This window comes from Escherichia sp. F1, from assembly GCF_046764225.1.
GTDB lineage: Bacteria > Pseudomonadota > Gammaproteobacteria > Enterobacterales > Enterobacteriaceae > Escherichia > Escherichia coli.
In genome coordinates this window covers 1,369,079-1,394,598 of the sequence record NZ_CP177202.1, presented here as the reverse complement: position 1 = coordinate 1,394,598, position 25,520 = coordinate 1,369,079, and the positions used below count along the sequence as shown (strand labels likewise).

Genomic DNA, 25,520 nt, shown 5'->3' with positions numbered 1-25,520 from the left:
GTCGTTCCCTCAGGAAGGAAATGCGAGTGATTTCACCGTCACCGGCACAACCGATCCGCCAAAAAGAGGCGTACCAATGTCGATATAGTCCCCCGCGCGGACAATCACTTCGTCAATGACTGCCAACGGGAGTTGTTGTAGCTGTGGGCGCAACAACATGCCCAGAGCTTTACCAAAGTCCTGCCCGGCCACCACCAGCAGGGGATGCGGATTCGGAAAACGCGCGACGAAATCGACCAGCGCGTTGATGACCGTCAGTACCGCGGCGTAACGCACAGGCAGCGAGGCGGGAAGCGCCAGCACGTACGCGTCAGAATTGGGGCAAAGATCCAGTTGAATCAGCGCCTGTTGCCAGGCACTGACCAGATCCGTTTCATCAATCGGGATCGCCACCGGCAAATTGCGCAGCGGCAGTTGTACGCCCTCCAGCCAGATTGTGCTGCCAGAGAGCGAAAGGGTATGTGCACCCGCGCCAATCACCGTGGCGCGTACGGTTTGCGCCGGAAACTGCACGTTCATCTCACGCAGGCTCGGATGGTCATGCAGCGCCGTTGCCAGCAGCGGGCCGATATCGGCAAAACAGAACGGGTCGGCGGGCTGGTGGCGATAACATTCGCCCACGCCGCCAGAAAGCGTAATGATTTCGGGCGTAACACCTGCGGGCAACAAACCGGTTTGCATCAATGCCTGCGCGAGCGGCGAGAGCGTTCCGTCAATCACTTCGACAATCAGTTCTGCCATCCGCCGGGTAACCTGCACCAGCTGCGCGCCGGTCAGCGAGCGGGCGTCAGTGCCTGCACCGAAGCACTCATCCACAATCATCTGCCCCGGTTTATGAGCGTAAACCACGCGCCCCTGGCTGTCGGTTTCCAGCAGGCGACCGCCGACGTTGAGGCAGGCGGTGCCGCTGATTTTTCCGGCATCGAACAGGGCGTAGTTCGCAGTGCCACCGCCGATATCGATATTCAGTACCCGACACAGCCGTTGTTCAGAAAGGGTTTGCGCCCCGGCACCGTGACCGGCGATCACGGATTCGAGATGCGGCCCGGCGCTGGCGACGACAAAATCGCCCAGCGACTGGGAGAGCGTCATCACCGCCGGGCGAGCGTTGCGGGTTTTCGCGCTTTCACCGGTGATGATGATGGCACCAGAATCAACACTTTCCGGCGCAATGCCCGCAGCCTGATATTGCTCCAGGATTAAGGTTTTCAGTTCCGCTTCTTTTAAACCACCCTGTTTATCGACAGGGGTAAAGAACACCGGGCTTTGCCAGCTAATTTCGCGTTTGATGAATTCGTAGCGCGGCACCTGCGACACCGCCGCACGGTTAACCAGCTCCAGGTGGGAGAAGATCACCTGGGTGGTGGTGGTGCCGATATCGATACCGACGCTCAGTAGCTGGCGAGTGTTCACGATTGTGCCTCCACTTCGGTTTTGGCCGCGGTCGCGTCTTCTTTTGGCACCAGCATCATCGCCACGCCAATCGCCGTTACGCCGCCGATCAACTTGCCGACAATCATCGGGAAAATCATGGCGTTCATGTTGGCAGCGGCGAAGCCTAAGTGGTCACCCAGGGCGAAAGCAGCGGAAACGGCGAAGGCACAGTTGATCACTTTGCCGCGGGTATCCATCTGCTTCATCATGCCGAACATCGGGATATTGTTGGCAAGGGTTGCGACCATGCCAGCTGCCGCGATGTTGTTCATATTCAGCACCTTACCGACGCTCATCAGCGGTTTTTCAAACCAGCGAGTCAGCAGCAGCACCATCGGATACGCCCCCAGCAGCACGCAGGAGATAGAACCGATAACTTCAATGGCGCGCATCACTTCACCGGGTTTGTCGCCTGGAGCCATGAAGATCGGATCCAGACCGGGGATCAGTTCCCAACCGAGCAGGAATTTCACTACCGCAGCGGCAAGACCGAGGGTGATCAATGCAACGAGGAATTTGGCGAAGATCTGGAAGCCGTTGATCATTTTTTCCGGGATGAATTTCAGCCCCAGCGCCACCAGCACCGCAACGATAAGTACCGGGATCATGTTCATCAGGATCAGCGCAAAGGTGAATTCCACCGGCTGACCGTTGATCTGCACACCGGAATACATAGCAACCAGACCACCAACAATACAGCCAATCGGAATGGTCACAATGCCCGCCAGCACGCCGAGCGCCAGATAACGACGGTCAGAAGGTTCGATAATGCCGAGCGCCACCGGAATGGAAAACACAATCGTTGGCCCCATCATCGACCCGAGAATTAACCCAGAGTATAGCCACGCGGCTACATCGCCGCCCGCCAGCTCTTTGGCGAGGAAGAACCCGCCCATATCGCACGCCAGCAGTGTTCCGGCGAACATCGATGGGTTAGCGCCGAGCATTTCGTAAACCGGGATAATCACCGGTCCGAGTACGTGGGCCAGAACAGGTGCCAGCGCGGTCATACCAACCATCGCCAAGCCCAGTGCGCCCATCGCCATAAAGCCTTCTTCAAACTGCCCGCCGGATCCTTCGATACTTTTACCGAACTTACCGAGGAAACGAGCAGAACCGCCGAACTGCGACAGGATCCTGTCTACGGCAGCTATCAGCATAAAGAACATCATGATGTACATGATGATTTCGTTAATTCCCATCGCCTTTACTCCCTGTTAGTTGTTATTTATTGGCGGATGCGGCGTGAACGCCTTATCCGCCCTACATGTGCAATCCTGTAGGCCGGATAAGACGCAGCAAGCGTCGCATCCGGCATTTATTGCGCCGCTGCGTACAGGCCGACAATCTGCTCCAGGCTGGCGGTACGCGGGTTGCTGCGCAGACAAATATCTTCCAGCGCGGCCTGCGCCCATGCGCCGTAATGCGCAGATGTCGCACCAACATCGCCCAGTCGTTTACCAATCCCGACTTCCGCAATCAGCTCACTTACCGCGTAAATAGCGTCACGATCGTCGGATTTTTTAGTTCGCAGCGCCCGACCAACCAAGCTAAACCGATCACGACAGACCATCCGGTTAAACTCCATCACCGTTGGCAGTAGCATGGCGTTCGCCAGACCGTGCGGAATATGCAGCGCCGCCCCTGGCTGATGCGCCATCGCGTGGCACAACCCAAGCCCCGCACTGGAAAACGCCATTCCCGCCATACATGAAGCCAGCAACATGCTCTCGCGGGCGGCAAGGTCGTGACCGTAGCCCACCGCTTTCGGCAGCGATTTGCCAATCATCGCAATGGCACCAATCGCCAGACTGTCGGTAAACGGTGTGGCGTTCAGCGCGCTGTACGCTTCAATGGCATGGGTTAACGCATCAATGCCAGTCATCGCCGTGACATGCGACGGCACACCTTCGGTCAATGCGGCGTCGAGGATCGCCACATCCGGCATCAGCGAGGCATGGGCTAACACCTGCTTGCGCCCGCTCACCGCGTCGATAATCACCGTTACGTTGGTGGTTTCAGAGCCGGTTCCGGCGGTCGTTGGAATGGCAATCAACGGCAGGCGCGGTTGCAGAACGCTGGTTTCTGACATCTCTGCCAGCGTTCTATCCGGGTTCGTCACCAGCAACGCCACGGCTTTTGCTGCATCCAGCACCGAGCCGCCGCCAAACGCAATCACCCCCTCACAGCCTGATTCACGCAACTGCGCCACGGCTGCACACACGTCGGTGATGCATGGTTCGCCCACCGGACATGGCCAGAGCGTCATGGCGATACCTTTAACGGCCAGGCTACGCGTCAGCCCGGCGGTCATCCCTGCCTGATGCAAAAAGCTGTCTGCCATCACGAACAGATGTTTCAGCCCACGCGTTTGCGCTTGCTGCCCACAACTGCTCACCGCGCCCGGACCGCAAAGCGTCACCGGTGGAACGCTAAATGTTTTTACCCGTTGCAGATTCAGGGTATCGAACGCCTGAAAGAGCGCGGCCTGCAATTCATTTTGCATAGATCCCCTCCGCTTTCTCTCGCCCGCTACTGGCGATCGCCAGCGGGGTCATAAACAAACTGTGCTGCGGTAGATGCACCTGTAACGCCGGGAATTGTTTGCAAAACAGTTCCGCCACGCCCGGTTGCATACAGGAGCCGCCCGCCAGCCATAAATCAGTAATGCCCTGCCCTTCAATATGCCGGGCGACAATGTCCGCCATTTTTTCGTACACCGGTTTCACCGCGGGCCAAATCTCTTCACCGTGACCGCGCTTGTACTGCTCTGCCTCCTCCAGCGAAATACGACGATTTCCGGCGAGAGTCAGAGAGATATGATGTCCGCCGGTGGCTTCATCTGCCGAGTAAGTCACCTTGCCCTTTTTCACGATGGCAATGCCGGTGGTGCCGCCGCCGATATCCACTACACCGGCGTTGTCCAGTTGCAGCAGATCCGCGACTGCGGTTGGCTCATCCAGCACATGGCTCACTTCCAGCCCGGCAGACTCCAGCACGTTGATGGAAATACGCGGGTCCGTACCTGGAGGAAAAGAGGTCGCCGCATGGCTAAAACGGCGACCGAATTGCTGCTCGAGGGTGTCGAGATGGCGACGAACAATGGTGACCGCACCGAAGAAATCCCAGACGATGCCGTCGCGGACCACATCGGCCCAGTCGAGGCATACCGCCACCGGCTGACCGTCGCGGTCGACAACCATCGACACCACATCGCAGGTGCCCAGATCCACCCCCAGCCACAGCGGAGATTCCGTTGCGGCAGGCGTCTGGTTACACAGCGTTGCCGCCGTTTGCAGACGCGGGGTGAGCCATTGTTCGTCGTGCGCCATCGGTTACTCCTTAAACAATGCGAAACGCATCAACTAATACACAGCGACGCAGACGGACAAACGTACGCGCGCTGGTTACCCCTTCACCGGTTGGCGTGGTGATGGTCATGGTGGTCCAGCCTTCCCCGCCCAGCCCCAGCCCGGCAATGCACGGTCCGTTCTTAACGAAAATGCTGGTATCAATGGCGTTCGCCATCTGGTTCATGTTCTCGATGTTGCGCGAGTGCATTGCCGCCGTGTGATGGCAACCGCCTTCCAGTTTCACCGCCAGCGCAATGGCATCCGCCACGTTGGCGACGCGCACGACGGGCAGCACCGGCATCATCAGTTCGGTCACGGCAAACGGATGTTCTGCGGTGGTTTCTACAAACAGCAGTCGCGTTTGTTCCGGAACTGTAAGGCCGATTGCCGCCGCGATTTTCGCCGCATCGCGACCAACCCAGTCACGGCTGACGGTGCCTTTTCCGCGCTCGTCGATATTTTTCAGCAACACCGGTTGCAGCTGCTGCGCCTGCTCTGCGGTCAGTTTCACCGCGTGCTGGCCTTCCATCAGACGCATCAGTTCATCGGCTACGCTATCCACAACAATCAGTACCTTTTCGTCGGCACAAATGATGTTGTTATCGAAAGACGCGCCTTTGACGATGGACTGAGCAGCACGGGCGAGGTCAGCGGTTTCATCCACCACTACCGGCGGGTTGCCAGCGCCTGCGGCAATCAGACGTTTATTGGTGTGTTTACGCGCCGCTTCTACTACCGCTTCGCCGCCGGTCACCACCAGCAGGCCGATACCCGGGAACTTGAACAAACGTTGCGCGGTTTCGATATCCGGATTGGCCACAGTAACCAGTAAGTTTTCCGGCCCGCCTGCGGCAACAATCGCCTGGTTGAGCAGCGTAATCGCCCGCTGGGAGACTTTTTTCGCCGCCGGATGCGGGGCAAAAATGACGCTGTTGCCCGCGGCAATCAGGCTGATGGCGTTGTTAATTACGGTTGCCGCCGGGTTAGTGGAAGGCGTCACCGAAGCCACCACGCCCCAGGGCGCGTTTTCAATTAAAGTCAGGCCGTTGTCGCCAGTCAGCACCTGCGGAGAGAGGCACTCAACGCCCGGTGTGCCGCGCGCCTGAGCGACGTTTTTGGCAAATTTATCTTCGACGCGGCCCATGCCGGTTTCACTGACGGCAAGTTCCGCTAAATCTCTGGCGTGTTTTTCGCCTGCTTCACGAATGGCAGCAATGGCTAACTGGCGCATTGCCACGCTCTTTAACCCTTGCTGGGCAATTTTGGCTGCCGCAACGGCGTCATCCAGGGACGCGAAAACGCCCATCTCATGAACGGCGGCGGGCGGCGTATCACTGCTTTGCATTTTCAGCAGTACCGCTTTCACCACCTGTTCAATATCCTGTTGATTCATGATGTTCTGCCTTATTTGTGGAAAATTACCTGACCGCCAGTCACCACCTCATCGACGATGCCAATCACGCACAGATCGACCGGTGACGTTTCGCTTTTATGCGCCTGGCGGGCAGAACTGCCACTCACCAGCAACACCCACTCCCCGGTTCCCGCGCCAATATTGTCGATGGCGACGGCGCATTGCCCGTCAGGATTACCTTGTGGATCAATCATTTCCACCATCAGCAATTTGTCATGCGCCAGTCCGTGATGGCGTACGGTACAAACAATTTGTCCAGTGACGACTGCCAGTTTCATACCCGCCTCCGTGGCGTATTTCAGGTAAAAGCTCCCCCTACCCTCCGCGGAAGGTAAACTGAAAAAGGAGAGAGCGTGACGCCCGAATCGACGTCACACAGGGTGATTACAGGTTGCTGCTATCGCCTTTCAGGCCGATCGGGAAGACTTCTTCCAGGTCGCCGTGCGGACGCGGGATAACGTGTACAGATACCAGCTCGCCGATACGCTGTGCCGCTGCAGCACCTGCGTCGGTCGCGGCTTTACAGGCTGCAACATCACCACGAACCATGGCAGTACACAGGCCGCCGCCAATCTGCTTAACACCAACCAGCTTGACGCGCGCAGCTTTCACCATCGCGTCAGAAGCCTCAATCAGTGCAACCAGGCCCCGGGTTTCGATCATTCCTAATGCTTCCATTGTGCTTTCCTCTTTATCAGGGTCCAGAACGGGACCGTTCATTCAACCAGTGTTTGTAAACTGCTTTCGCGGTTCACTTCTGTCTGACGCGGCACAGCTGCCACCAGCGCCAGCTCGATAATTTCCTGCACGCTACAACCACGAGAGAGATCGTGCATCGGCGCGGCAAGTCCTTGTATCAATGGCCCGACGGCACGATATCCGCCGAGTCGTTGTGCGATTTTGTAGCCAATATTTCCGGCTTCCAGCGACGGAAAAACCATCACATTGGCCTTGCCTTGTAGCGGGCTGGCAGGCGCTTTTTGCGCCGCCACTTCCGGCACGAAGGCGGCGTCAAACTGCAACTCGCCATCGACTACCAACTGCGGCGCGCGCTCACGGACGATTTCTGTCGCCTGCTGGACGTTGGCAACGCAGGGGTGAAGGGCGCTGCCGTTACTGGAAAACGACAACATCGCCACGCGCGGTTCTTCTCCGGTGATGGCGCGCCAGGTTTCGGCGCTGGCAAGCGCGATATCCGCCAGTTGCGCCGCCGTCGGCTGTGGCACTACGCTGCAATCGGCAAAGCCCAATGCGGGGCCACTGTACTGTGGCAGCATCAGGAAAATGGAGGAGAGCGTTTTACAGCCTGGCTGTAAGCCAATAATGCGTAATCCGGCACGCAGCACATTCGCCGTGGAAGAGAGATTGCCCGCGATACAGACATCCGCTGTCCCGGCGCTGACCATTGCGGCAGCGAACATCAGCGGATCGGTGAGTTTTTCCAGCGCATCCGGCGGCGTTTTTTCGCCCGCACGGGCCAGCCAGCGGAGAGCAAATTCTTCCCGCATTGCGAGGTTGCCATGCGGATCAATCACCTGTAGCCCGTCCATCGCCACGCCGTGACTGAGCGCAAACTGACGAAGTTCAAACGGATTGGCGACCAGAATGGGCGTTGCCAGACCTTGTTGATGTAAATATTGCGCAGCTTTCAGCACACGTTGATCTAACGCATCCGGAAAAACCACTCTGGCGGGCGCTCGCAACGCCAGTTCACGACAACGTTCAATAATCATTGCGTTTCCCCCAGTCGTTGTTGGATCTGCTTCACCGTTAGCGGCGGCTTCGTTACGCTCAGGATCATCATCACGTAGACCGTGCTGGAAAGGCGGTTCAGCGCCTGCAAGATGTCCGGGCGTAATACTTCAAAGCTGCGAGTGATAAACACCTGCGCCGCTACGGTTTCGGTTTCCCGCACTTTGGTGCGTAGCAGATTCAGCAACGCCGCATCGCGCCCGTGGCTGGCTTCCGGCACCAGATGATCGTGACCAAGATAACGCAACGGCTGATGAGAAAGCCGGTGCAGATCTTCGTCAGAAAGCCCGACAATCGCCTGGCAGCCCAGCGGTTCCCCCAGCGCATCGGCGCGCATAATGTTACCAAGACGCGAACGGATATCCGCCAGCCACGGCTGCCATGGTTCCGCCAGTTCAATTTGCAGCCACACTGCCAGCGCAATGGTGCTGTCGAGAACCGCGCGAAAACCCAGGCGCGGATCGCTTTTGGCGACCATTTTTTCCGCCGACAGGTGAGTCAGCGTATCCGGCTTTTTTGCTACCGGCTGGCGGCACAGTTCGCAGCACGCCTGCGGATGTTCATCGCTACTGGTCAGCCCATGAACGGGCTGCGGCTGCTGCTGTTCATCGTCAACAAACAGGCGGCCCTGCTCGTCAATAAACTTGATGCGCAGATGGCGGCTTTCCAGCAACTCCCGGGCAGAGGGCGTCAGGCGACTGTCCGCAGGGAGATGGATCTCTGCGCCTTCGCTGAGCGTATGATTCGCTCTTAGCCATGCTTCGGTGATGAAATCTTTCATAGGGATTGCCAGTTAGCCGGCCAGGCGACATACAGGAATTTCACGCTGGATGTCGTACCAAATTCGATGCTGGAGCCTTTCGGGATAAACATCACGTCGCCTGCTTTGGCGATCATGGTTTCGCCTTCGTGGCGAACGTGCAGTTCCCCTTCCAGTACCATGTCGATTTCGTCATAGTTCAGGGTCCACGGGAAGAAGGCGTTCTCCCACTGCATAAAACCAGCGGCCATGCTGCTGCCGTCGTCTCCGGTGACCAGATCCGTTAATCCGACGCAGTGTGGCTGTGCGCCGTCAAAACGACCAAACTTGACGCTGCTGCCATCAATAACTTTGATGCCGCCTTTGCCGGTAACCGATTTGAAACTCGGCTGCATTGCACCCTGCTCAAGTGACTGTTTTTCCTTCATCACTTTTTCCATCAGCTGCGCGACCAGGCTTTCGGTAAACTGGCCTTCCGGTAGCTGGGCGATGATGGTTTCGCGGATGCGCTGGCTTTCGGTTTTATCGGCTGGCACGCTGGCAGGAACGGACGCCGTTACCGGGGTCGACTCATCACATTCAGTGATGGTAAAACCCAGTAGATCTGCCACTTCACGGGCTTCCGGGGTAATAATGCTGGCGCGCAGAACCACGGACATTGCCTGTTCGCCGCGCGCGTGTGCTTCACGAATATCATTCGCTGTGATGAGTTTTTTCACCTGCTTCCTCCTGTTTGGTGAGAGATGCCAGATAATCCACCAGTTGCTGCACGCTTTGCGGGTCGTGGCTGTTTAGCTCGAAAATCGGCTCTTCGAAGCCCGTCTCAAGCAATAACTTTCGCGTTGCGGCGACGTCAGCATCTGGCATGTCCGTTTTACTGATGACGGCGATTTGCCGTTTGCTGACGCCAATATCCAGCAACCCGGCAGGCAACCGACTTTCCGGGTCATTCGCGCCGTGGACATAGATCAGCATGTCCACATCCTGTAGCGTGGTAATTAAGGCGTGATACCAGCGGGGATGGCTAAAATATTCACCCGGCGTATCAATATCACCCTTATCATTAAATTCTACGGCCTGCGTTTTTCTGGCGAGGGTATAATCTCCCTGCAACGCATTAAATAACGTTGTTTTTCCTGCCCCGACGGTACCCACAAACGCAATTCGTTTCATGAATGCCTCGTATTAACTTTTGGTCATTTCACAAAGCGTATAATTTAATAAACGCCCTAAACCACTGACGGTTTGTGATAACGCTTCTTCTACTGCACCCACCGAGCCATAAATCACCAGCGCGCCGCTAAAACGGTCGAGAAAACCGATATGCACATCGGCGGCTTTTAGTGCTAAATCACCGGCGATCATCGCCGTTTCGCCAGGAGTTAGCGTCATAATGCCGATTGCGCCCGCATCCGGAACGCCGATTTTCTTCGCCAGTTCCTCGCCGGGATGCGCGATGAGATGCGCCAGTGTGACCTGTTTACCGGGCACAAATTCCTGAATGATGCGTTCTTTATCCATGAGTCGCCGCCTGTGAAAAACTTTCGTGTATCGTGACAATTTTTCGTCAGAGTAAATAACAAAATTCGGCAAGCGCGTTTAAAAGGTGAGGTAGATCACTAAGAATGGAGAGATATTTACTGTTATGAATAAACTTTCATATGCGAGGCATGAATATAAATAAAATAATATCGAGATATTTTATATACTGCTTTTTTTATTATTCGCAAACTCAGTAATAAGCTTTGCTAATATATTTCAGGAAAACCGCTTACCCTGAATATTCAGGGTAAGCGTGAGAGTTAAGAATGAATTACAGCGGTTGGGTTTGTGCTTCAACCACAGCCAGCGCCACCATGTTGACGATACGACGTACCGATGCGATCGGCGTTAACACGTGAACCGGTTTCGCCACGCCCATCAGCACCGGACCGACAGTCACACCTTCCGAGCTGGAAACACGCAATAAGTTGTAACTAATGCGGGCAGCTTCCATGTTCGGCATCACCAGAATATTAGCGGAACCTTTCAAAGGGCTGTCCGGCATACGGTCGCTGCGAATCGCTTCCACCAGCGCTGCATCGCCGTGCATTTCACCATCAATCATCAGTTCTGGTGCACGTTCCCTGACCAGTTCCAGCGCCTGACGCATTTTGCTCGACGACGGGCAGTCAGAAGAACCAAAGTTGGAGTGCGACAACAGAGCCACACGCGGCTCAATGCCAAAACGACGAACAGTTTCTGCCGCCATCAAGGTGATCTCCGCCAGCTCTTCTGCGTCTGGTTCGTCATTGACGTAGGTATCGGCAATAAAGGTGTTACCACTCGGCAGCAGCAGCGCGTTCATGGCACCTGCGGTGTGAACGCCATCGCGATAACCAAATACATTTTTCACCACGCTAAAATGTTCATGATAATCGCCCACCGTACCGCAGATCATTGCATCGGCTTCGCCACGCTGAACCATGATCGCGCCAATCACTGTCGGATTACTGATCAGCGCACGCTGAGCCTGCTCCTGAGTGACACCACGACGCTTCATGATCTGGAAGTATTCGGTCCAGTACTCTTTAAAGCGCGGATCGGATTCGTTATTGACGATCTCAAAATCAACACCCGCTTTGATCTGCAAGCCCAGTTTCTGAATGCGCATTTCGATCACATTCGGACGACCGATAAGGATCGGTTTCGCCAGCCCCAGCGTTACCAGTTCCTGAGTGGCATGCAGAACGCGCGCCTCTTCCCCTTCCGGCAGAACGACGCGCTTCGGCGCTTTGCGAGCCTGGGAGAAAATCGGCTTCATAAACAGGTTGGTTTTGTAAACGAACTCCGTCAGCTTGTCGATGTAGACGTCGAAATCAGCAATCGGACGCGTCGCCACGCCCGACTCCATCGCGGCTTTAGCGACCGCAGGAGCGATCTTAACGATCAAGCGCGGATCAAACGGTTTTGGAATGATGTATTCCGGACCAAAGCTCAGATCCTGATCGCCATAAGCTGAAGCCACCACTTCACTCTGTTCCGCATGGGCCAGTTCTGCAATCGCGCGTACCGCCGCCAGTTTCATCTCTTCGTTGATGGCGGTTGCGCCAACGTCCAGCGCGCCACGGAAGATGAACGGGAAGCAAAGAACGTTGTTCACCTGGTTCGGGTAGTCGGAACGGCCGGTACAGATGATGGCATCCGGACGCACTTCTTTCGCCAGCGGTGGCAGAATTTCCGGTTCCGGGTTCGCCAGCGCCAGGATCATTGGCGCACGGGCCATTTTCTTCACCATTTCCTGGGTCAGCACTTTCGGGCCGGAACAGCCGAGGAAAATATCCGCGCCTTCAATCACATCATCGAGGGTACGTTTGCCGTCATCCACCACCGCATATGCGGCTTTGGTTTCCGCCATGTTTGGTTCACGGCCCTGATAGATAACGCCTTTTGAGTCGCAAACCACGATGTTATGTTTTTGCAGACCCAGCGCTACCAGCAGGTTCATACAGGCGATTGCTGCGGCACCCGCGCCGGAAACCACCATCCGCACGTCGGAGATGTTTTTCTCCACCACGCGCAAACCGTTGAGGATGGCGGCAGTGCTGATGATTGCCGTGCCGTGCTGATCGTCGTGGAATACCGGAATATTCATCCGCTCGCGCAGTTTCTGTTCAATATAGAAACATTCTGGCGCTTTAATGTCTTCGAGGTTGATGCCGCCGAAGGTCGGTTCAAGCGCGGCGACGACTTCAATAAATTTGTCCGGGTCGAGTTCATCAACTTCAATGTCAAATACATCAATCCCGGCGAATTTCTTAAACAGAACGCCCTTGCCTTCCATCACCGGTTTGCCTGCCAGCGCGCCAATGTTGCCTAACCCCAGCACTGCCGTACCGTTAGAGATCACCGCCACCAGGTTACCGCGCGCGGTATATTTGTAGGCTTTTAACGGGTCTTTTTCGATTTCAAGACAAGGTGCGGCAACGCCTGGTGAGTAGGCCAGCGCCAGATCGCGCTGCGTTGCCAGAGGCTTGGTTGGAGAAACCTGGATTTTCCCTGGAACTGGAAATTCATGGAAATCAAGTGCACTTTGTTTTAACTGGTCATCCATTTGGTTGTTCCTTTCACGTAACGTTCACAAATAAAGTGTGTGGGCAACAGCCCCTGCCCACAACGTGGCGCACATTATTACCCTGCCGGAGTCTACAGACTTTGAGCAAGTCCAAACTCTCACCATTAATATAATGTTTTGGTAATAATCCTATAACACTGATGTTACCTGCTTAATCCAGCAATACCATGCCTGTCTGCTATGCTTTTTTGATGCGTTTAGCGAAATTTCTCAGAAGTGTGAATTAACGCACTCATCTAACACTTTACTTTTCAAGGAGTATTTCCTATGAACGAGTTAGACGGCATCAAACAGTTCACCACTGTCGTGGCAGACAGCGGCGATATTGAGTCCATTCGCCATTATCATCCCCAGGATGCCACCACCAATCCTTCGCTGTTACTCAAGGCTGCCGGATTATCACAATATGAGCATTTAATAGACGATGCTATCGCCTGGGGTAGAAAAAATGGCAAAACCCAGGAACAACAGGTGGTCGCAGCGTGTGACAAACTGGCGGTCAATTTCGGTGCTGAAATTCTCAAAATCGTACCCGGTCGCGTGTCAACAGAAGTTGATGCACGCCTCTCTTTTGATAAAGAAAAGAGTATTGAGAAAGCGCGCCATCTGGTGGACTTGTATCAGCAACAAGGCGTTGAGAAATCACGCATTCTGATCAAGCTGGCTTCGACCTGGGAAGGAATTCGCGCGGCAGAAGAGCTGGAAAAAGAAGGTATTAACTGCAACCTGACGCTGCTGTTTTCTTTTGCACAGGCGCGGGCCTGTGCAGAAGCAGGCGTATTTCTAATTTCGCCGTTTGTCGGGCGTATTTATGACTGGTATCAGGCACGCAAGCCGATGGACCCGTATGTGGTTGAAGAAGATCCGGGCGTTAAATCGGTGCGCAATATCTACGACTACTATAAGCAACACCACTATGAAACCATTGTGATGGGCGCGAGCTTCCGTCGCACCGAACAAATCCTCGCCTTAACCGGCTGCGATCGACTGACTATCGCACCGAATTTGCTGAAGGAGCTGCAGGAAAAAGTTTCGCCAGTGGTACGTAAATTAATCCCACCTTCTCAGACGTTCCCACGCCCCGCTCCCATGAGCGAAGCGGAGTTCCGTTGGGAGCACAATCAGGATGCGATGGCGGTAGAAAAACTGTCTGAAGGCATTCGTCTGTTCGCCGTTGATCAACGCAAACTGGAAGATCTTCTTGCCGCCAAACTATAAACCAGCCACGGAGTGTTATATGTCCCGAAAAGACCTTGCCAATGCGATTCGCGCACTCAGTATGGATGCGGTACAAAAAGCCAATTCTGGTCATCCCGGCGCGCCGATGGGCATGGCTGATATTGCCGAAGTGCTGTGGAACGATTTTCTTAAACATAACCCCACCGACCCAACCTGGTATGATCGCGACCGCTTTATTCTTTCCAACGGCCACGCGTCGATGCTGCTCTACAGTTTGCTACATCTGACCGGTTACGACCTGCCGCTGGAAGAACTGAAGAACTTCCGTCAGTTGCATTCAAAAACCCCAGGTCACCCGGAGATTGGTTATACGCCAGGTGTTGAAACCACCACCGGTCCACTTGGACAAGGTTTGGCGAACGCCGTCGGACTGGCAATAGCAGAGCGTACACTGGCGGCGCAGTTTAATCAGCCAGACCATGAGATCGTCGATCACTTCACCTATGTGTTTATGGGCGACGGCTGTCTGATGGAAGGTATCTCCCATGAAGTTTGTTCGCTGGCGGGCACGCTGGGGCTGGGCAAACTGATTGGTTTTTACGATCACAACGGTATTTCCATCGACGGTGAAACCGAAGGCTGGTTTACCGACGATACAGCAAAACGTTTTGAAGCCTATCACTGGCATGTGATCCACGAGATCGACGGCCACGATCCGCAGGCGGTGAAGGAAGCGATCCTTGAAGCGCAAAGCGTGAAAGATAAGCCGTCGCTGATTATCTGCCGTACAGTGATTGGCTTTGGATCGCCGAATAAAGCAGGTAAGGAAGAGGCGCATGGCGCACCGCTGGGGGAAGAAGAAGTGGCGCTGGCACGGCAAAAACTGGGCTGGCACCATCCGCCATTTGAGATCCCTAAAGAGATTTATCACGCCTGGGATGCCCGCGAAAAAGGCGAACAAGCGCAGCAGAGCTGGAATGAGAAGTTTGCCGCCTATAAAAAGGCTCATCCGCAACTGGCAGAAGAGTTTACCCGTCGGATGAGCGGTGGTTTACCGAAGGACTGGGAGAAAACGACTCAGAAATATATCAATGAATTACAGGCAAATCCGGCGAAAATCGCTACCCGTAAGGCTTCGCAAAATACGCTTAACGCTTACGGGCCGATGCTGCCTGAGTTGCTCGGCGGTTCGGCGGATCTGGCTCCCAGCAACCTGACCATCTGGAAAGGTTCTGTTTCGCTGAAGGAAGATCCGGCGGGCAACTACATTCACTACGGGGTGCGTGAATTTGGCATGACCGCTATCGCCAACGGCATTGCGCACCACGGTGGATTTGTACCGTATACCGCGACGTTCCTGATGTTTGTTGAATACGCCCGTAACGCCGCGCGGATGGCGGCACTGATGAAAGCGCGGCAGATTATGGTTTATACCCACGACTCAATTGGCCTGGGCGAAGATGGTCCTACGCACCAGGCTGTTGAGCAACTGGCCAGTCTGCGCTTAACGCCAAATTTCAGCACCTGGCGACCGTGCGATCAGGTGGAAGCAGCGGTGGGCTGGAAGCTGGCCGTTGAGCGCCACAACGGACCGACGGCACTGATCCTCTCAAGGCAGAATCTGGCCCAGGTGGAACGTACGCCGGATCAGGTTAAAGAGATTGCTCGTGGCGGTTATGTACTGAAAGACAGCGGCGGTAAGCCAGATATTATTTTGATTGCCACCGGTTCAGAGATGGAAATCACCCTGCAAGCGGCAGAGAAATTAGCGGGAGAAGGTCGCAATGTACGCGTAGTTTCCCTGCCCTCGACCGATATTTTCGACGCCCAGGATGAGGAATATCGCGAGTCGGTGTTGCCTTCTAACGTTGCGGCTCGCGTGGCGGTGGAAGCAGGCATCGCCGATTACTGGTACAAATATGTTGGTCTGAAAGGGGCAATTGTCGGGATGACCGGCTATGGGGAATCTGCTCCGGCAGATAAGCTGTTCCCGTTCTTTGGCTTTACCGCCGAGAATATTGTGGCAAAAGCGCATAAGGTGCTGGGAGTGAAAGGTGCCTGATGGTGATCGCCGGATGCTGTATGTTCCCCTCACCCTAACCCTCTCCCCAGAGGGGCGAGGGGACGGTCCGTGCGCTTTTTAGGGGCGCATCTGGGATTTTGTTTAACGGGTGATCCACAACGTGGGCCAAGCGTCTGGCCCATGCCAGTTATCACAGGTGGGTTCTGCGGCGTAACGCACCAGGCGAAAACGCTGACCGTCAAAGCGCCAGCGCGCCTGAATGCCACAATCGCTTAATCCGCGCCCTTTTGCTAAGGTCACCAGTTCACGCGATTTTTCATCGAATGTTGCGTTCATCAGTTCCAGTTCATTCGTCTCCTGACCGCTGTTGAACGGCAAACGTAACCGAACCGGGCGCGAGGCCAGTGGCTTTTTACGCGACACAATCCATGCCAAATCAATGGTGTTATAGGCCCCTGCCTCACAGCTAATCATCATCAGCGCTTTATCATCGGTCAGCGCAGTGACATTCACCTCACGACGTAACGGATCAAGCGAGCAGCGCAGACCATTCATCCGCCAGTTTCCATAATCCAGCAAATCGTTGCGTTCTTCGAGTGAGAGTGGCGTCGGCGTTGGGTTAACCACCGCGACCTCTTTCAGCGCAGGCGCGGGCGGTACGCTGAGCGGCGGTTCGTCCCCTTTCTTGATCCACGCGGTTTCACTGCCAACGCGCTTTTGCTGAGCATCAATAAACAACAACGCCGCTTTTAAGCCACTCAGAGAAATGGTCTGATTGCCGTCGCGTAAGGTGATCGCCTTCCCTTCCTGAATCATCTGCAAAAACGCGGTGATGGTTGCCGTATCATCGGTTACTAATAACCATGGTGAAATCCGCCACTTGTCACCACTTAATGCCAACGGCTCACCATCTAACAGCAGCCGTGGCGCTATCTCCCCTTCAGACGCATCCGGCGATTTCAACCCGCCGCGCTCAATACGTAAAACGGCATCGGTATGCGCCCCGGCGCTGCGGCTCAGGGTCATCACCAGTCCATTATGATCGCCCGTATTGCGCGCTACACAGAAATTTTGGTTATTACAGGTAACCTGCCAGTCGGAAAACGCCCGTTGCGCTGGTGCCGCCCACACCAAAGACGTCGGCAACAAAGCGAAAAAAAAGAGAAGGAAAATGCGATAGCGCATGGACGGTACGACCCCAGAAGTTCAAACAAACAGCACAAGTCGTATCTTCGTTGCGCAGGTAGCGCGGCTCAATCAGATTTGTCGGATTGAGCCAATAATAAACAACGAAATATTATTGTTATTTTTCAGTCCATTAAATGTGACATTTGCAAATAGTTAAGCAATAACACCGTCTTACCGTCACGTATCTCGCCAGTTTTGATCATCTCCAGCGCCTTGTTGAACGGCAGCTCGAGCACTTCAATATCTTCATCTTCGACACCACCACCGGCGTTAGCGCGCTGGCTGTCACTGTATTCGGCGATAAAGAAGTGGATTAGCTCAGTCACACCGCCTGGCGACATATACAGTTCAAATAATTTGCGCACTTCGCCCACTTCATAACCCGTCTCTTCAATCGCTTCTTTACGAATACACACTTCCGGTTCGTCGTTATCCAGCAGCCCGGCGCAGGTTTCAATCAGCTGCCCGCTTTCATTGCCATTAACCCAGGTAGCGACGCGGAACTGACGAATCAGAACCACGGTCTTTTTCTTCGCGTTGTACAGGAGGATCGTTGCACCATTACCGCGATCGTAAACTTCACGTTTATGGCGGATAACTTCGCCATCTTTGCGCGTGAGATCGTAGGTAATGTTGTGCAGGGTGAAATAGTTATCGGAGAGAATTTTGTCTTTAATGAGGGTGATTTGTTGCGTCATACCGACTCCACAGCGCGAAATGAACAATTATCTTACGCTGTGAAGTCGGGTTTGTCTGCGCAGGCTATCAGTGAGATTTGACTGATTTTACCCCCAGCCAGTCAATAATCCCCTGTGCCGCATGACGTCCTTCTGCCATTGCGGTAACCACCAGATCCGCACCACGCACGGCGTCACCACCGGCGAAGATTTTCGGATTGGTGGTCTGGTAACGGTACTGGCTTTCCACATCCGCGATGATGCGGCCCCATTTGTCTACCGTTACACCGTGCGACTCCAGCCACGGCATCCCGTGTGGATTGAAGCCAAACGCCATAATCACCGCGTCGGCTGGCATGACAAATTCACTGCCTTCCACCGGTACTGGACGCCGACGCCCCTGGGCATCCGGCTCGCCAAGACGCGTACGCAGGAAACGAATTCCGCAAACGTGACCTTGTTCATTCAGCTCAAGCGCCACCGGCTGGACGTTAAATTCGAAGTTGGCCCCCTCTTCGCGGGCGTTCTTCACCTCTTTCTTCGAGCCTGGCATGTTAGCTTCATCACGACGATAAGCGCAGGTGACGTTACTCGCGCCGTGGCGCAGCGCAGTACGCACACAGTCCATCGCGGTGTCGCCGCCGCCCAGTACCACGACGTTAAGTCCGGCGGTATTGATAAACGGCTCTTCCGGTAGCTCTTCGAGTCCCATCACCTGTTTAGTGTTGGCGATGAGGAACGGCAGCGCGTCATAAACGCCTGGCGCATCTTCATTGGGTAAACCCGCTTTCATGGAACGGTAAGTGCCTACGCCAACGAAGACCGCGTCGTATTGTTCCAAAAGCGAATCCAAAGAGACATCTTTACCCACTTCACAATTGAGTTCGAAGTGAATCCCCATCGCGCTGAAGATTTCCCGACGGCGTGCCAGCAGGGATTTATCCAGTTTGAAAGAAGGAATGCCGAAAGTGAGCAAGCCACCGATTTCTGGATGGCGATCGTACACCGTCACCGCCACGCCATTGCGGGTCAGAACATCCGCACAGGCCAGCCCCGCCGGACCTGCACCGATAATCGCCACCCGCTTGTCCACTTTGGTGACATGGCTTAAGTCAGGACGCCAACCTTTCGCCAACGCCTGATCTGAAATGTAGCGTTCAATGTTGCCGATAGTTACTGCACCGTGCTCATCGCGAATAGTACAGGCTCCTTCACACAAACGGTCTTGCGGACAAACGCGTCCGGTAATTTCCGGCAGAGTGTTGGTCTGGTGAGAAAGCTCGACGGCGGCGTCGATGTTTCCGGCTTTCACCAGTTCAATCCACTGCGGAATATGGTTATGCAGCGGGCAGGTCCATTCACAAACGCTGTGCTCGCCGCACTTAAGGCAGCGCGAGGCTTCCCGTTGTGCCTGATCGGCACGGAATGGCAGATAAATTTCATCAAAACCGGTTTTACGCGCTTCAATCGCCAGTTTGTCCGGCTCGCCACGCGCGGGCGTTGCCTGCATTTGCTCGACTTTACTCATTACCGGCATTTCTTGAGCCGCGGTACTGGCATGCCACGGTTGATGTTCCTGACGTGCGGTACGCAAGCGGCGGGATTTCGCCATGCCGGAGAGTGCGGCATCAGTGACCAGTTGCAGCGCGTCTGCCGGGCAATTCTCGACACAGGCAGGACCGTTTTCGCGCCCTGCACAAAGGTCGCATTTATGCGCCGTGGCTTTTACTTTTCCTGCCGCGACGGGGGTAAGGACGATTTGCATCGTACCAAATGGACAGGCCACCACGCAGGATTTACAGCCAATACACTTTTGCTGATTGACCTGAATGCTGTCATCAACGTGGCTGATTGCGCCATTAGGGCAGCTACGGGCGCAGGGCGCATCTTCGCAATGGTGACAGGTCACTGCACTACGTTGCTGCTGATGTTTGATAACCGTAATTCGGGGATGAAAATGGTGTTGGCTCAAGACATGTTGTTCATCATTGTGAGCCATGACACAGGCGATTTCACAAGCATGACACCCCAGACATTGCTGACTGTTGGCCATAATAAAACGATTCATAACGACCTTCTTTTTTGGTTGTAAAAACCTTATTCTTTATATGAGTGTTGTTATTACCCGACTTACAGGGGAATCGGCAATGTTCATGTGCCCAGAATAAGTAACTATTTCGCTATAAACTGTGGCAGATCAAATAATCCCATCACTGACTAAATTGTGTTTCAGCGAACTGGAACATTAATGATTTTTTGTGGAGAAGACGCGTGTGATTGTTAAACGACCCGTCTCGGCCAGTCTGGCCCGGGCCTTTTTTTACATTGTGCTGCTGTCGATTCTTTCCACGGGTATCGCTCTGCTAACTCTGGCGAGCAGTTTGCGCGACGCTGAGGCTATCAATATTGCCGGATCGCTGCGTATGCAGAGTTACCGCTTGGGCTACGACTTGCAAAGTGGCAGTCCACAACTCAATGCACATCGCCAGTTATTTCAGCAGGCACTGCATTCACCGGTATTAACCAATCTCAACGTCTGGTATGTGCCAGAGGCAGTAAAAACCCGCTATGCGCATCTGAATGCCAACTGGCTGGAGATGAATAATCGGCTCAGCAAGGGCGACTTGCCGTGGTATCAGGCCAATATTAATAATTATGTTAATCAGATAGACCTGTTCGTACTGGCTTTACAGCACTACGCTGAACGCAAAATGCTGCTGGTGGTGGCGATTTCCCTGGCTGGCGGCATCGGTATTTTCACGCTGGTCTTTTTTACTTTGCGCCGCATACGCCATCAGGTGGTTGCCCCGCTGAATCAGCTGGTTACCGCCAGTCAGCGTATTGAACACGGACAGTTCGACTCGCCACCGCTGGATACCAGCCTGCCGAATGAGCTTGGCCTGCTTGCCAAAACCTTTAACCAGATGTCGAGCGAGCTACATAAATTGTACCGTTCGCTGGAGGCGTCAGTAGAAGAAAAGACCCGCGATCTCCACGAGGCCAAGCGTCGTCTGGAGGTGTTGTATCAGTGTTCGCAGGCGCTGAACACCAGCCAGATTGATGTGCATTGTTTCCGCCATATTTTACAGATTGTTCGCGACAATGAAGCGGCTGAATATCTGGAGTTAAATGTCGGTGACAACTGGCGGATTAGCGAAGGGCAGCCAAACCCGGAACTGCCGATGCAGATTTTACCGGTGACAATGCAAGAGACGGTTTACGGCGAACTGCACTGGCAAAATAGTCACGTTTCATCATCAGAACCGCTGCTTAACAGCGTTTCGTCGATGCTGGGACGCGGTTTGTACTTTAATCAGGCGCAGAAGCATTTTCAGCAGTTATTGTTGATGGAAGAACGTGCGACCATCGCCCGCGAATTGCACGACTCGCTGGCTCAGGTACTTTCTTACTTACGTATCCAGTTGACGTTACTGAAGCGTTCGATACCGGAAGATAATGCCACCGCACAAAGTATCATGGCCGATTTTTCCCAGGCGTTGAATGATGCTTATCGGCAGTTACGCGAGCTGTTAACTACTTTCCGCCTGACGCTGCAGCAGGCAGATCTCCCCTCCGCGTTGAGGGAAATGCTGGATACGTTACAAAATCAAACCAGCGCTAAACTGACCCTCGACTGCCGCCTGCCAACCCTGGCGCTGGATGCGCAAATGCAGGTGCATTTGTTGCAAATTATTCGCGAAGCGGTGCTGAATGCGATGAAGCACGCCAACGCCAGCGAAATCGCCGTCAGTTGCGTCACCGCGCCGGACGGCAATCACACGGTCTATATCCGTGATAACGGAATTGGCATCGGTGAACCGAAAGAACCCGAAGGTCATTATGGCCTGAATATCATGCGCGAGCGCGCGGAACGGCTGGGTGGGACGCTGACTTTTTCACAACCTTCCGGCGGCGGCACGTTAGTGAGTATTAGCTTTCGCTCCGCGGAGGGTGAGGAAAGTCAGCTGATGTAATGCCTCCGACTGACCAAAGAATACTGGCCCTTAAAGTTCAGTATAAAAGGGCATGATAATTTACATTAACTCCTTTTTTTCTCCACGATTGGCTCGTACCTTGCCGCTACAGTGAAGCAAGTCAAGCCTACAACGATACGCAGAAACACGAGGTCCTCTTTTAATGGCGAATTTCTTTATTGATCGCCCCATTTTTGCCTGGGTGCTGGCAATCCTGTTGTGTCTGACAGGGACCCTGGCGATTTTTTCATTGCCCGTTGAACAATACCCCGATCTCGCGCCACCGAATGTGCGAGTGACCGCTAACTATCCCGGCGCATCGGCCCAGACGCTGGAAAACACCGTGACCCAGGTTATCGAGCAAAATATGACCGGCCTCGATAATCTGATGTATATGTCGTCTCAGAGCAGTGGCACCGGCCAGGCATCTGTCACTTTAAGTTTTAAAGCAGGCACCGATCCGGACGAAGCCGTGCAGCAAGTACAAAACCAGCTGCAATCAGCCATGCGAAAGTTACCGCAGGCGGTGCAAAATCAGGGCGTGACGGTGCGTAAAACCGGCGATACCAATATTCTGACCATTGCCTTCGTCTCTACCGATGGTTCGATGGATAAACAGGATATTGCCGATTACGTTGCCAGTAATATTCAGGATCCGTTAAGCCGCGTGAATGGCGTCGGGGATATCGATGCCTATGGTTCGCAATATTCCATGCGTATCTGGCTGGACCCGGCGAAACTCAACAGTTTCCAGATGACGGCTAAAGATGTCACTGATGCCATTGAGTCACAGAACGCGCAGATTGCGGTTGGGCAACTTGGTGGTACACCTTCCGTCGATAAGCAGGCGCTCAACGCCACCATTAACGCCCAGTCACTGCTGCAAACACCAGAACAGTTCCGCGATATCACCTTGCGGGTGAATCAGGACGGCTCAGAGGTAAGGCTGGGCGATGTCGCCACCGTCGAAATGGGGGCGGAGAAATACGATTATCTTAGCCGCTTCAATGGTAAGCCAGCCTCCGGGTTGGGGGTAAAACTGGCCTCCGGCGCGAACGAAATGGCGACAGCGGAGCTGGTGCTCAATCGTCTTGACGAGCTGGCGCAGTATTTCCCGCATGGACTGGAATACAAGGTGGCGTATGAAACCACCTCGTTTGTTAAAGCCTCCATTGAAGACGTGGTGAAAACGCTGCTGGAAGCTATCGCTCTGGTTTTCCTCGTTATGTATCTGTTCCTGCAAAACTTCCGCGCCACGCTGATACCCACTATCGCCGTGCCGGTGGTGTTGATGGGAACCTTCTCCGTACTTTATGCCTTCGGTTACAGCGTCAACACCTTAACCATGTTCGCGATGGTGCTGGCGATCGGTCTGCTGGTGGATGACGCCATCGTGGTGGTGGAAAACGTCGAACGTATTATGAGTGAGGAAGGACTCACTCCTCGCGAAGCCACACGTAAATCGATGGGGCAGATCCAGGGGGCACTGGTCGGGATTGCGATGGTGCTTTCGGCGGTATTTGTGCCAATGGCCTTCTTCGGCGGCACCACCGGTGCCATCTATCGCCAGTTCTCTATTACCATTGTTGCGGCGATGGTGCTGTCAGTACTGGTAGCGATGATCCTCACTCCGGCTCTGTGTGCCACGCTACTTAAGCCACTGAAAAAAGGTGAGCATCACGGGCAAAAAGGCTTTTTTGCCTGGTTTAACCAGATGTTTAACCGCAACGCCGAACGCTACGAAAAAGGGGTGGCGAAAATTCTCCACCGTAGCCTGCGCTGGATTGTGATTTATGTCCTGCTGCTTGGCGGCATGGTGTTCCTGTTCCTGCGTTTGCCGACGTCGTTCTTGCCACTGGAAGACCGGGGCATGTTTACTACCTCGGTACAGTTGCCCAGCGGTTCAACCCAACAACAGACCCTGAAAGTCGTTGAGCAAATCGAGAAATACTACTTCACCCATGAAAAAGACAACATCATGTCGGTGTTTGCCACTGTTGGTTCTGGCCCTGGGGGTAACGGGCAAAACGTGGCGAGAATGTTTATCCGCCTGAAAGACTGGAGCGAACGCGACAGTAAGACCGGCACCTCGTTTGCCATTATCGAGCGTGCAACGAAGGCGTTTAACAAGATTAAAGAAGCTCGCGTTATCGCCAGCAGCCCGCCAGCAATTAGCGGTCTTGGTAGTTCTGCGGGTTTTGATATGGAGTTGCAGGACCACGCTGGAGCAGGTCACGATGCGCTGATGGCAGCACGTAACCAGTTGCTGGCGCTGGCGGCGGAAAACTCGGAGCTAACCCGTGTGCGCCATAACGGCCTCGACGACAGTCCGCAGTTGCAGATTGATATCGACCAGCGTAAAGCTCAGGCGCTGGGCGTTGCTATCGACGATATTAACGACACACTGCAAACCGCCTGGGGTTCGAGCTATGTGAATGACTTTATGGATCGCGGTCGCGTGAAGAAAGTCTATGTGCAGGCAGCTGCGCCGTATCGCATGCTGCCAGATGATATCAATCTCTGGTATGTCCGAAATAAAGATGGCGGCATGGTGCCCTTCTCTGCTTTCGCGACCTCACGCTGGGAGACAGGCTCGCCGCGTCTGGAACGCTATAACGGTTATTCTGCGGTTGAGATTGTTGGGGAAGCCGCACCGGGGGTCAGTACCGGTACGGCGATGGATATTATGGAATCGTTAGTGAAGCAGTTGCCAAACGGCTTTGGTCTGGAGTGGACGGCGATGTCGTATCAGGAGCGGCTTTCCGGCGCGCAGGCTCCGGCGCTGTACGCTATTTCCTTGCTGGTGGTATTCCTGTGTCTGGCGGCGCTGTATGAAAGCTGGTCGGTGCCGTTCTCGGTAATGCTGGTCGTGCCGCTGGGGGTTATCGGCGCGCTGCTGGCAACCTGGATGCGCGGGCTGGAAAACGACGTTTACTTCCAGGTGGGCCTGTTAACGGTCATTGGTTTATCGGCGAAAAACGCCATCCTGATCGTCGAGTTTGCTAACGAGATGAACCAAAAAGGCCACGACCTGTTTGAAGCGACGCTCCACGCCTGCCGTCAGCGTTTACGCCCGATTCTGATGACCTCGCTGGCATTTATCTTCGGCGTATTGCCAATGGCAACCAGCACGGGTGCCGGTTCCGGTGGTCAGCATGCGGTGGGTACTGGCGTAATGGGCGGGATGATTTCGGCCACTATTCTGGCTATTTACTTCGTGCCGCTGTTCTTTGTGCTGGCGCGCCGCCGCTTCCCGCTGAAGCCGCGCCCGGAATAAGCAATAAAAAAGGCGACATGCCAATGTGTCGCCTTTTTCAACTTTCCGATTAAGAACCTGCTCAGCGGGTTCTTGCTGTTTGTACTTTGTCTCAGGAATTACTTACGAAGCATAACTTCGATAAAGTCTTTCCAGTTCCCCAGTTCACGTTCAATCATAACAACCTCTCTTATAATTATGGGTATTCTACGGAAACAATATACCGTGGTGAAGCTAATTTACTCGATTGCTGCGATGACTACCTCCGGGGGACAAACCTTATGTAAATACTATGGTCCTGCGGTGATGATTTGTATGTGATACACAGCAACATTTCGAGATATTCATACGGCATCTAATACTGATTTAATTCTGGTTAAAATACAGACAGATAAC

Annotated in this window: 21 protein-coding genes; 4 read left to right on the top strand and 17 right to left on the bottom strand. The window is 54.3% G+C overall.

Annotation, left to right across the window (positions count from 1 at the left end):
* Nucleotides 1–9: 9 nt before the first annotated feature.
* The 13 genes from eutA to maeB form a co-directional block, all read right to left on the bottom strand.
* Nucleotides 10–1,413: an ethanolamine ammonia-lyase reactivating factor EutA gene (gene eutA / locus ACK8NJ_RS06600; protein ID WP_411962269.1), complete on the bottom strand. Its 1,404-nt coding sequence runs from the start codon at nucleotides 1,411–1,413 to the stop codon at nucleotides 10–12.
* Nucleotides 1,410–2,636, bottom strand: a complete 1,227-nt coding sequence (eutH, locus tag ACK8NJ_RS06595) for an ethanolamine utilization protein EutH (protein WP_411962268.1) — start codon at nucleotides 2,634–2,636, stop codon at nucleotides 1,410–1,412. The genes eutA and eutH overlap by 4 nt, the downstream gene beginning before the upstream one ends.
* A gap of 116 nt (nucleotides 2,637–2,752) precedes the next feature.
* Entirely contained in the window at nucleotides 2,753–3,940 is a 1,188-nt protein-coding gene (gene eutG, locus ACK8NJ_RS06590; protein ID WP_411962267.1) for an ethanolamine utilization ethanol dehydrogenase EutG, read from the bottom strand.
* Complete coding sequence (gene eutJ / locus ACK8NJ_RS06585; protein WP_062875480.1) at nucleotides 3,930–4,766, bottom strand: ethanolamine utilization protein EutJ; 837 nt, start codon at nucleotides 4,764–4,766, stop codon at nucleotides 3,930–3,932. The genes eutG and eutJ overlap by 11 nt, the downstream gene beginning before the upstream one ends.
* A gap of 10 nt (nucleotides 4,767–4,776) precedes the next feature.
* Entirely contained in the window at nucleotides 4,777–6,180 is a 1,404-nt protein-coding gene (locus tag ACK8NJ_RS06580; protein WP_034174009.1) for an aldehyde dehydrogenase family protein, read from the bottom strand.
* A gap of 11 nt (nucleotides 6,181–6,191) precedes the next feature.
* Nucleotides 6,192–6,479: an ethanolamine utilization microcompartment protein EutN gene (gene eutN / locus ACK8NJ_RS06575; RefSeq protein ID WP_000762198.1), complete on the bottom strand. Its 288-nt coding sequence runs from the start codon at nucleotides 6,477–6,479 to the stop codon at nucleotides 6,192–6,194.
* 106 nt (nucleotides 6,480–6,585) lie between these two features.
* Complete coding sequence (gene eutM, locus ACK8NJ_RS06570) at nucleotides 6,586–6,879, bottom strand: ethanolamine utilization microcompartment protein EutM (RefSeq protein ID WP_000387713.1); 294 nt, start codon at nucleotides 6,877–6,879, stop codon at nucleotides 6,586–6,588.
* 38 nt (nucleotides 6,880–6,917) lie between these two features.
* A complete protein-coding gene (gene pta / locus ACK8NJ_RS06565; RefSeq protein ID WP_411962266.1) occupies nucleotides 6,918–7,934 on the bottom strand; it encodes a phosphate acetyltransferase in 1,017 nt (338 codons plus the stop codon).
* Nucleotides 7,931–8,734 carry an ethanolamine utilization cob(I)yrinic acid a,c-diamide adenosyltransferase EutT gene (gene eutT, locus ACK8NJ_RS06560; protein WP_000651300.1) on the bottom strand — a complete coding sequence of 268 codons (804 nt, stop codon included), beginning with the start codon at nucleotides 8,732–8,734 and terminating at the stop codon, nucleotides 7,931–7,933. Before eutT ends, pta begins: the two co-directional genes overlap by 4 nt.
* Nucleotides 8,731–9,432 (bottom strand): ethanolamine utilization acetate kinase EutQ, encoded by a 702-nt coding sequence (gene eutQ, locus ACK8NJ_RS06555; RefSeq protein WP_000733927.1) that lies wholly within the window; start codon nucleotides 9,430–9,432, stop codon nucleotides 8,731–8,733. Before eutQ ends, eutT begins: the two co-directional genes overlap by 4 nt.
* The gene (eutP, locus tag ACK8NJ_RS06550; RefSeq protein ID WP_000820771.1) at nucleotides 9,407–9,886 is read right to left on the bottom strand and encodes an ethanolamine utilization acetate kinase EutP; all 480 of its coding nucleotides are present in this window, start codon (nucleotides 9,884–9,886) and stop codon (nucleotides 9,407–9,409) included. Before eutP ends, eutQ begins: the two co-directional genes overlap by 26 nt.
* 12 nt (nucleotides 9,887–9,898) lie before the next feature.
* The gene (gene eutS, locus ACK8NJ_RS06545) at nucleotides 9,899–10,234 is read right to left on the bottom strand and encodes an ethanolamine utilization microcompartment protein EutS (RefSeq protein WP_000356956.1); all 336 of its coding nucleotides are present in this window, start codon (nucleotides 10,232–10,234) and stop codon (nucleotides 9,899–9,901) included.
* 292 nt (nucleotides 10,235–10,526) lie between these two features.
* Nucleotides 10,527–12,806: an NADP-dependent oxaloacetate-decarboxylating malate dehydrogenase gene (gene maeB, locus ACK8NJ_RS06540; protein WP_000342645.1), complete on the bottom strand. Its 2,280-nt coding sequence runs from the start codon at nucleotides 12,804–12,806 to the stop codon at nucleotides 10,527–10,529.
* Nucleotides 12,807–13,094: 288 nt separating this feature from the next.
* On the opposite strand from maeB, the gene tal reads away from it, so the two are divergent.
* Nucleotides 13,095–14,045: a transaldolase gene (tal, locus tag ACK8NJ_RS06535; protein ID WP_001003734.1), complete on the top strand. Its 951-nt coding sequence runs from the start codon at nucleotides 13,095–13,097 to the stop codon at nucleotides 14,043–14,045.
* 19 nt (nucleotides 14,046–14,064) lie between these two features.
* Nucleotides 14,065–16,068 (top strand): transketolase, encoded by a 2,004-nt coding sequence (gene tkt / locus ACK8NJ_RS06530; RefSeq protein WP_112005459.1) that lies wholly within the window; start codon nucleotides 14,065–14,067, stop codon nucleotides 16,066–16,068.
* A gap of 102 nt (nucleotides 16,069–16,170) precedes the next feature.
* On the opposite strand, the gene ACK8NJ_RS06525 is transcribed toward tkt, so the two are convergent.
* The 3 genes from ACK8NJ_RS06525 to aegA form a co-directional block, all read right to left on the bottom strand.
* Entirely contained in the window at nucleotides 16,171–17,214 is a 1,044-nt protein-coding gene (locus ACK8NJ_RS06525; protein ID WP_001270526.1) for a DUF1176 domain-containing protein, read from the bottom strand.
* A gap of 125 nt (nucleotides 17,215–17,339) precedes the next feature.
* Nucleotides 17,340–17,915 carry a GDP-mannose pyrophosphatase NudK gene (gene nudK, locus ACK8NJ_RS06520; RefSeq protein ID WP_001389740.1) on the bottom strand — a complete coding sequence of 192 codons (576 nt, stop codon included), beginning with the start codon at nucleotides 17,913–17,915 and terminating at the stop codon, nucleotides 17,340–17,342.
* Nucleotides 17,916–17,982: 67 nt separating this feature from the next.
* A complete protein-coding gene (gene aegA / locus ACK8NJ_RS06515; protein ID WP_001078843.1) occupies nucleotides 17,983–19,962 on the bottom strand; it encodes a formate-dependent uric acid utilization protein AegA in 1,980 nt (659 codons plus the stop codon).
* A gap of 205 nt (nucleotides 19,963–20,167) precedes the next feature.
* On the opposite strand from aegA, the gene narQ reads away from it, so the two are divergent.
* Entirely contained in the window at nucleotides 20,168–21,868 is a 1,701-nt protein-coding gene (gene narQ / locus ACK8NJ_RS06510) for a nitrate/nitrite two-component system sensor histidine kinase NarQ (protein WP_001296285.1), read from the top strand.
* A 163-nt stretch (nucleotides 21,869–22,031) separates the two neighbouring features.
* Complete coding sequence (gene acrD, locus ACK8NJ_RS06505) at nucleotides 22,032–25,145, top strand: multidrug efflux RND transporter permease AcrD (protein ID WP_411962263.1); 3,114 nt, start codon at nucleotides 22,032–22,034, stop codon at nucleotides 25,143–25,145.
* A gap of 98 nt (nucleotides 25,146–25,243) precedes the next feature.
* Here the strand turns inward: acrD and ypfM are convergent, their stop codons facing one another.
* Nucleotides 25,244–25,303, bottom strand: a complete 60-nt coding sequence (ypfM, locus tag ACK8NJ_RS06500) for a protein YpfM (RefSeq protein ID WP_001386977.1) — start codon at nucleotides 25,301–25,303, stop codon at nucleotides 25,244–25,246.
* Nucleotides 25,304–25,520 lie beyond the last annotated feature (217 nt).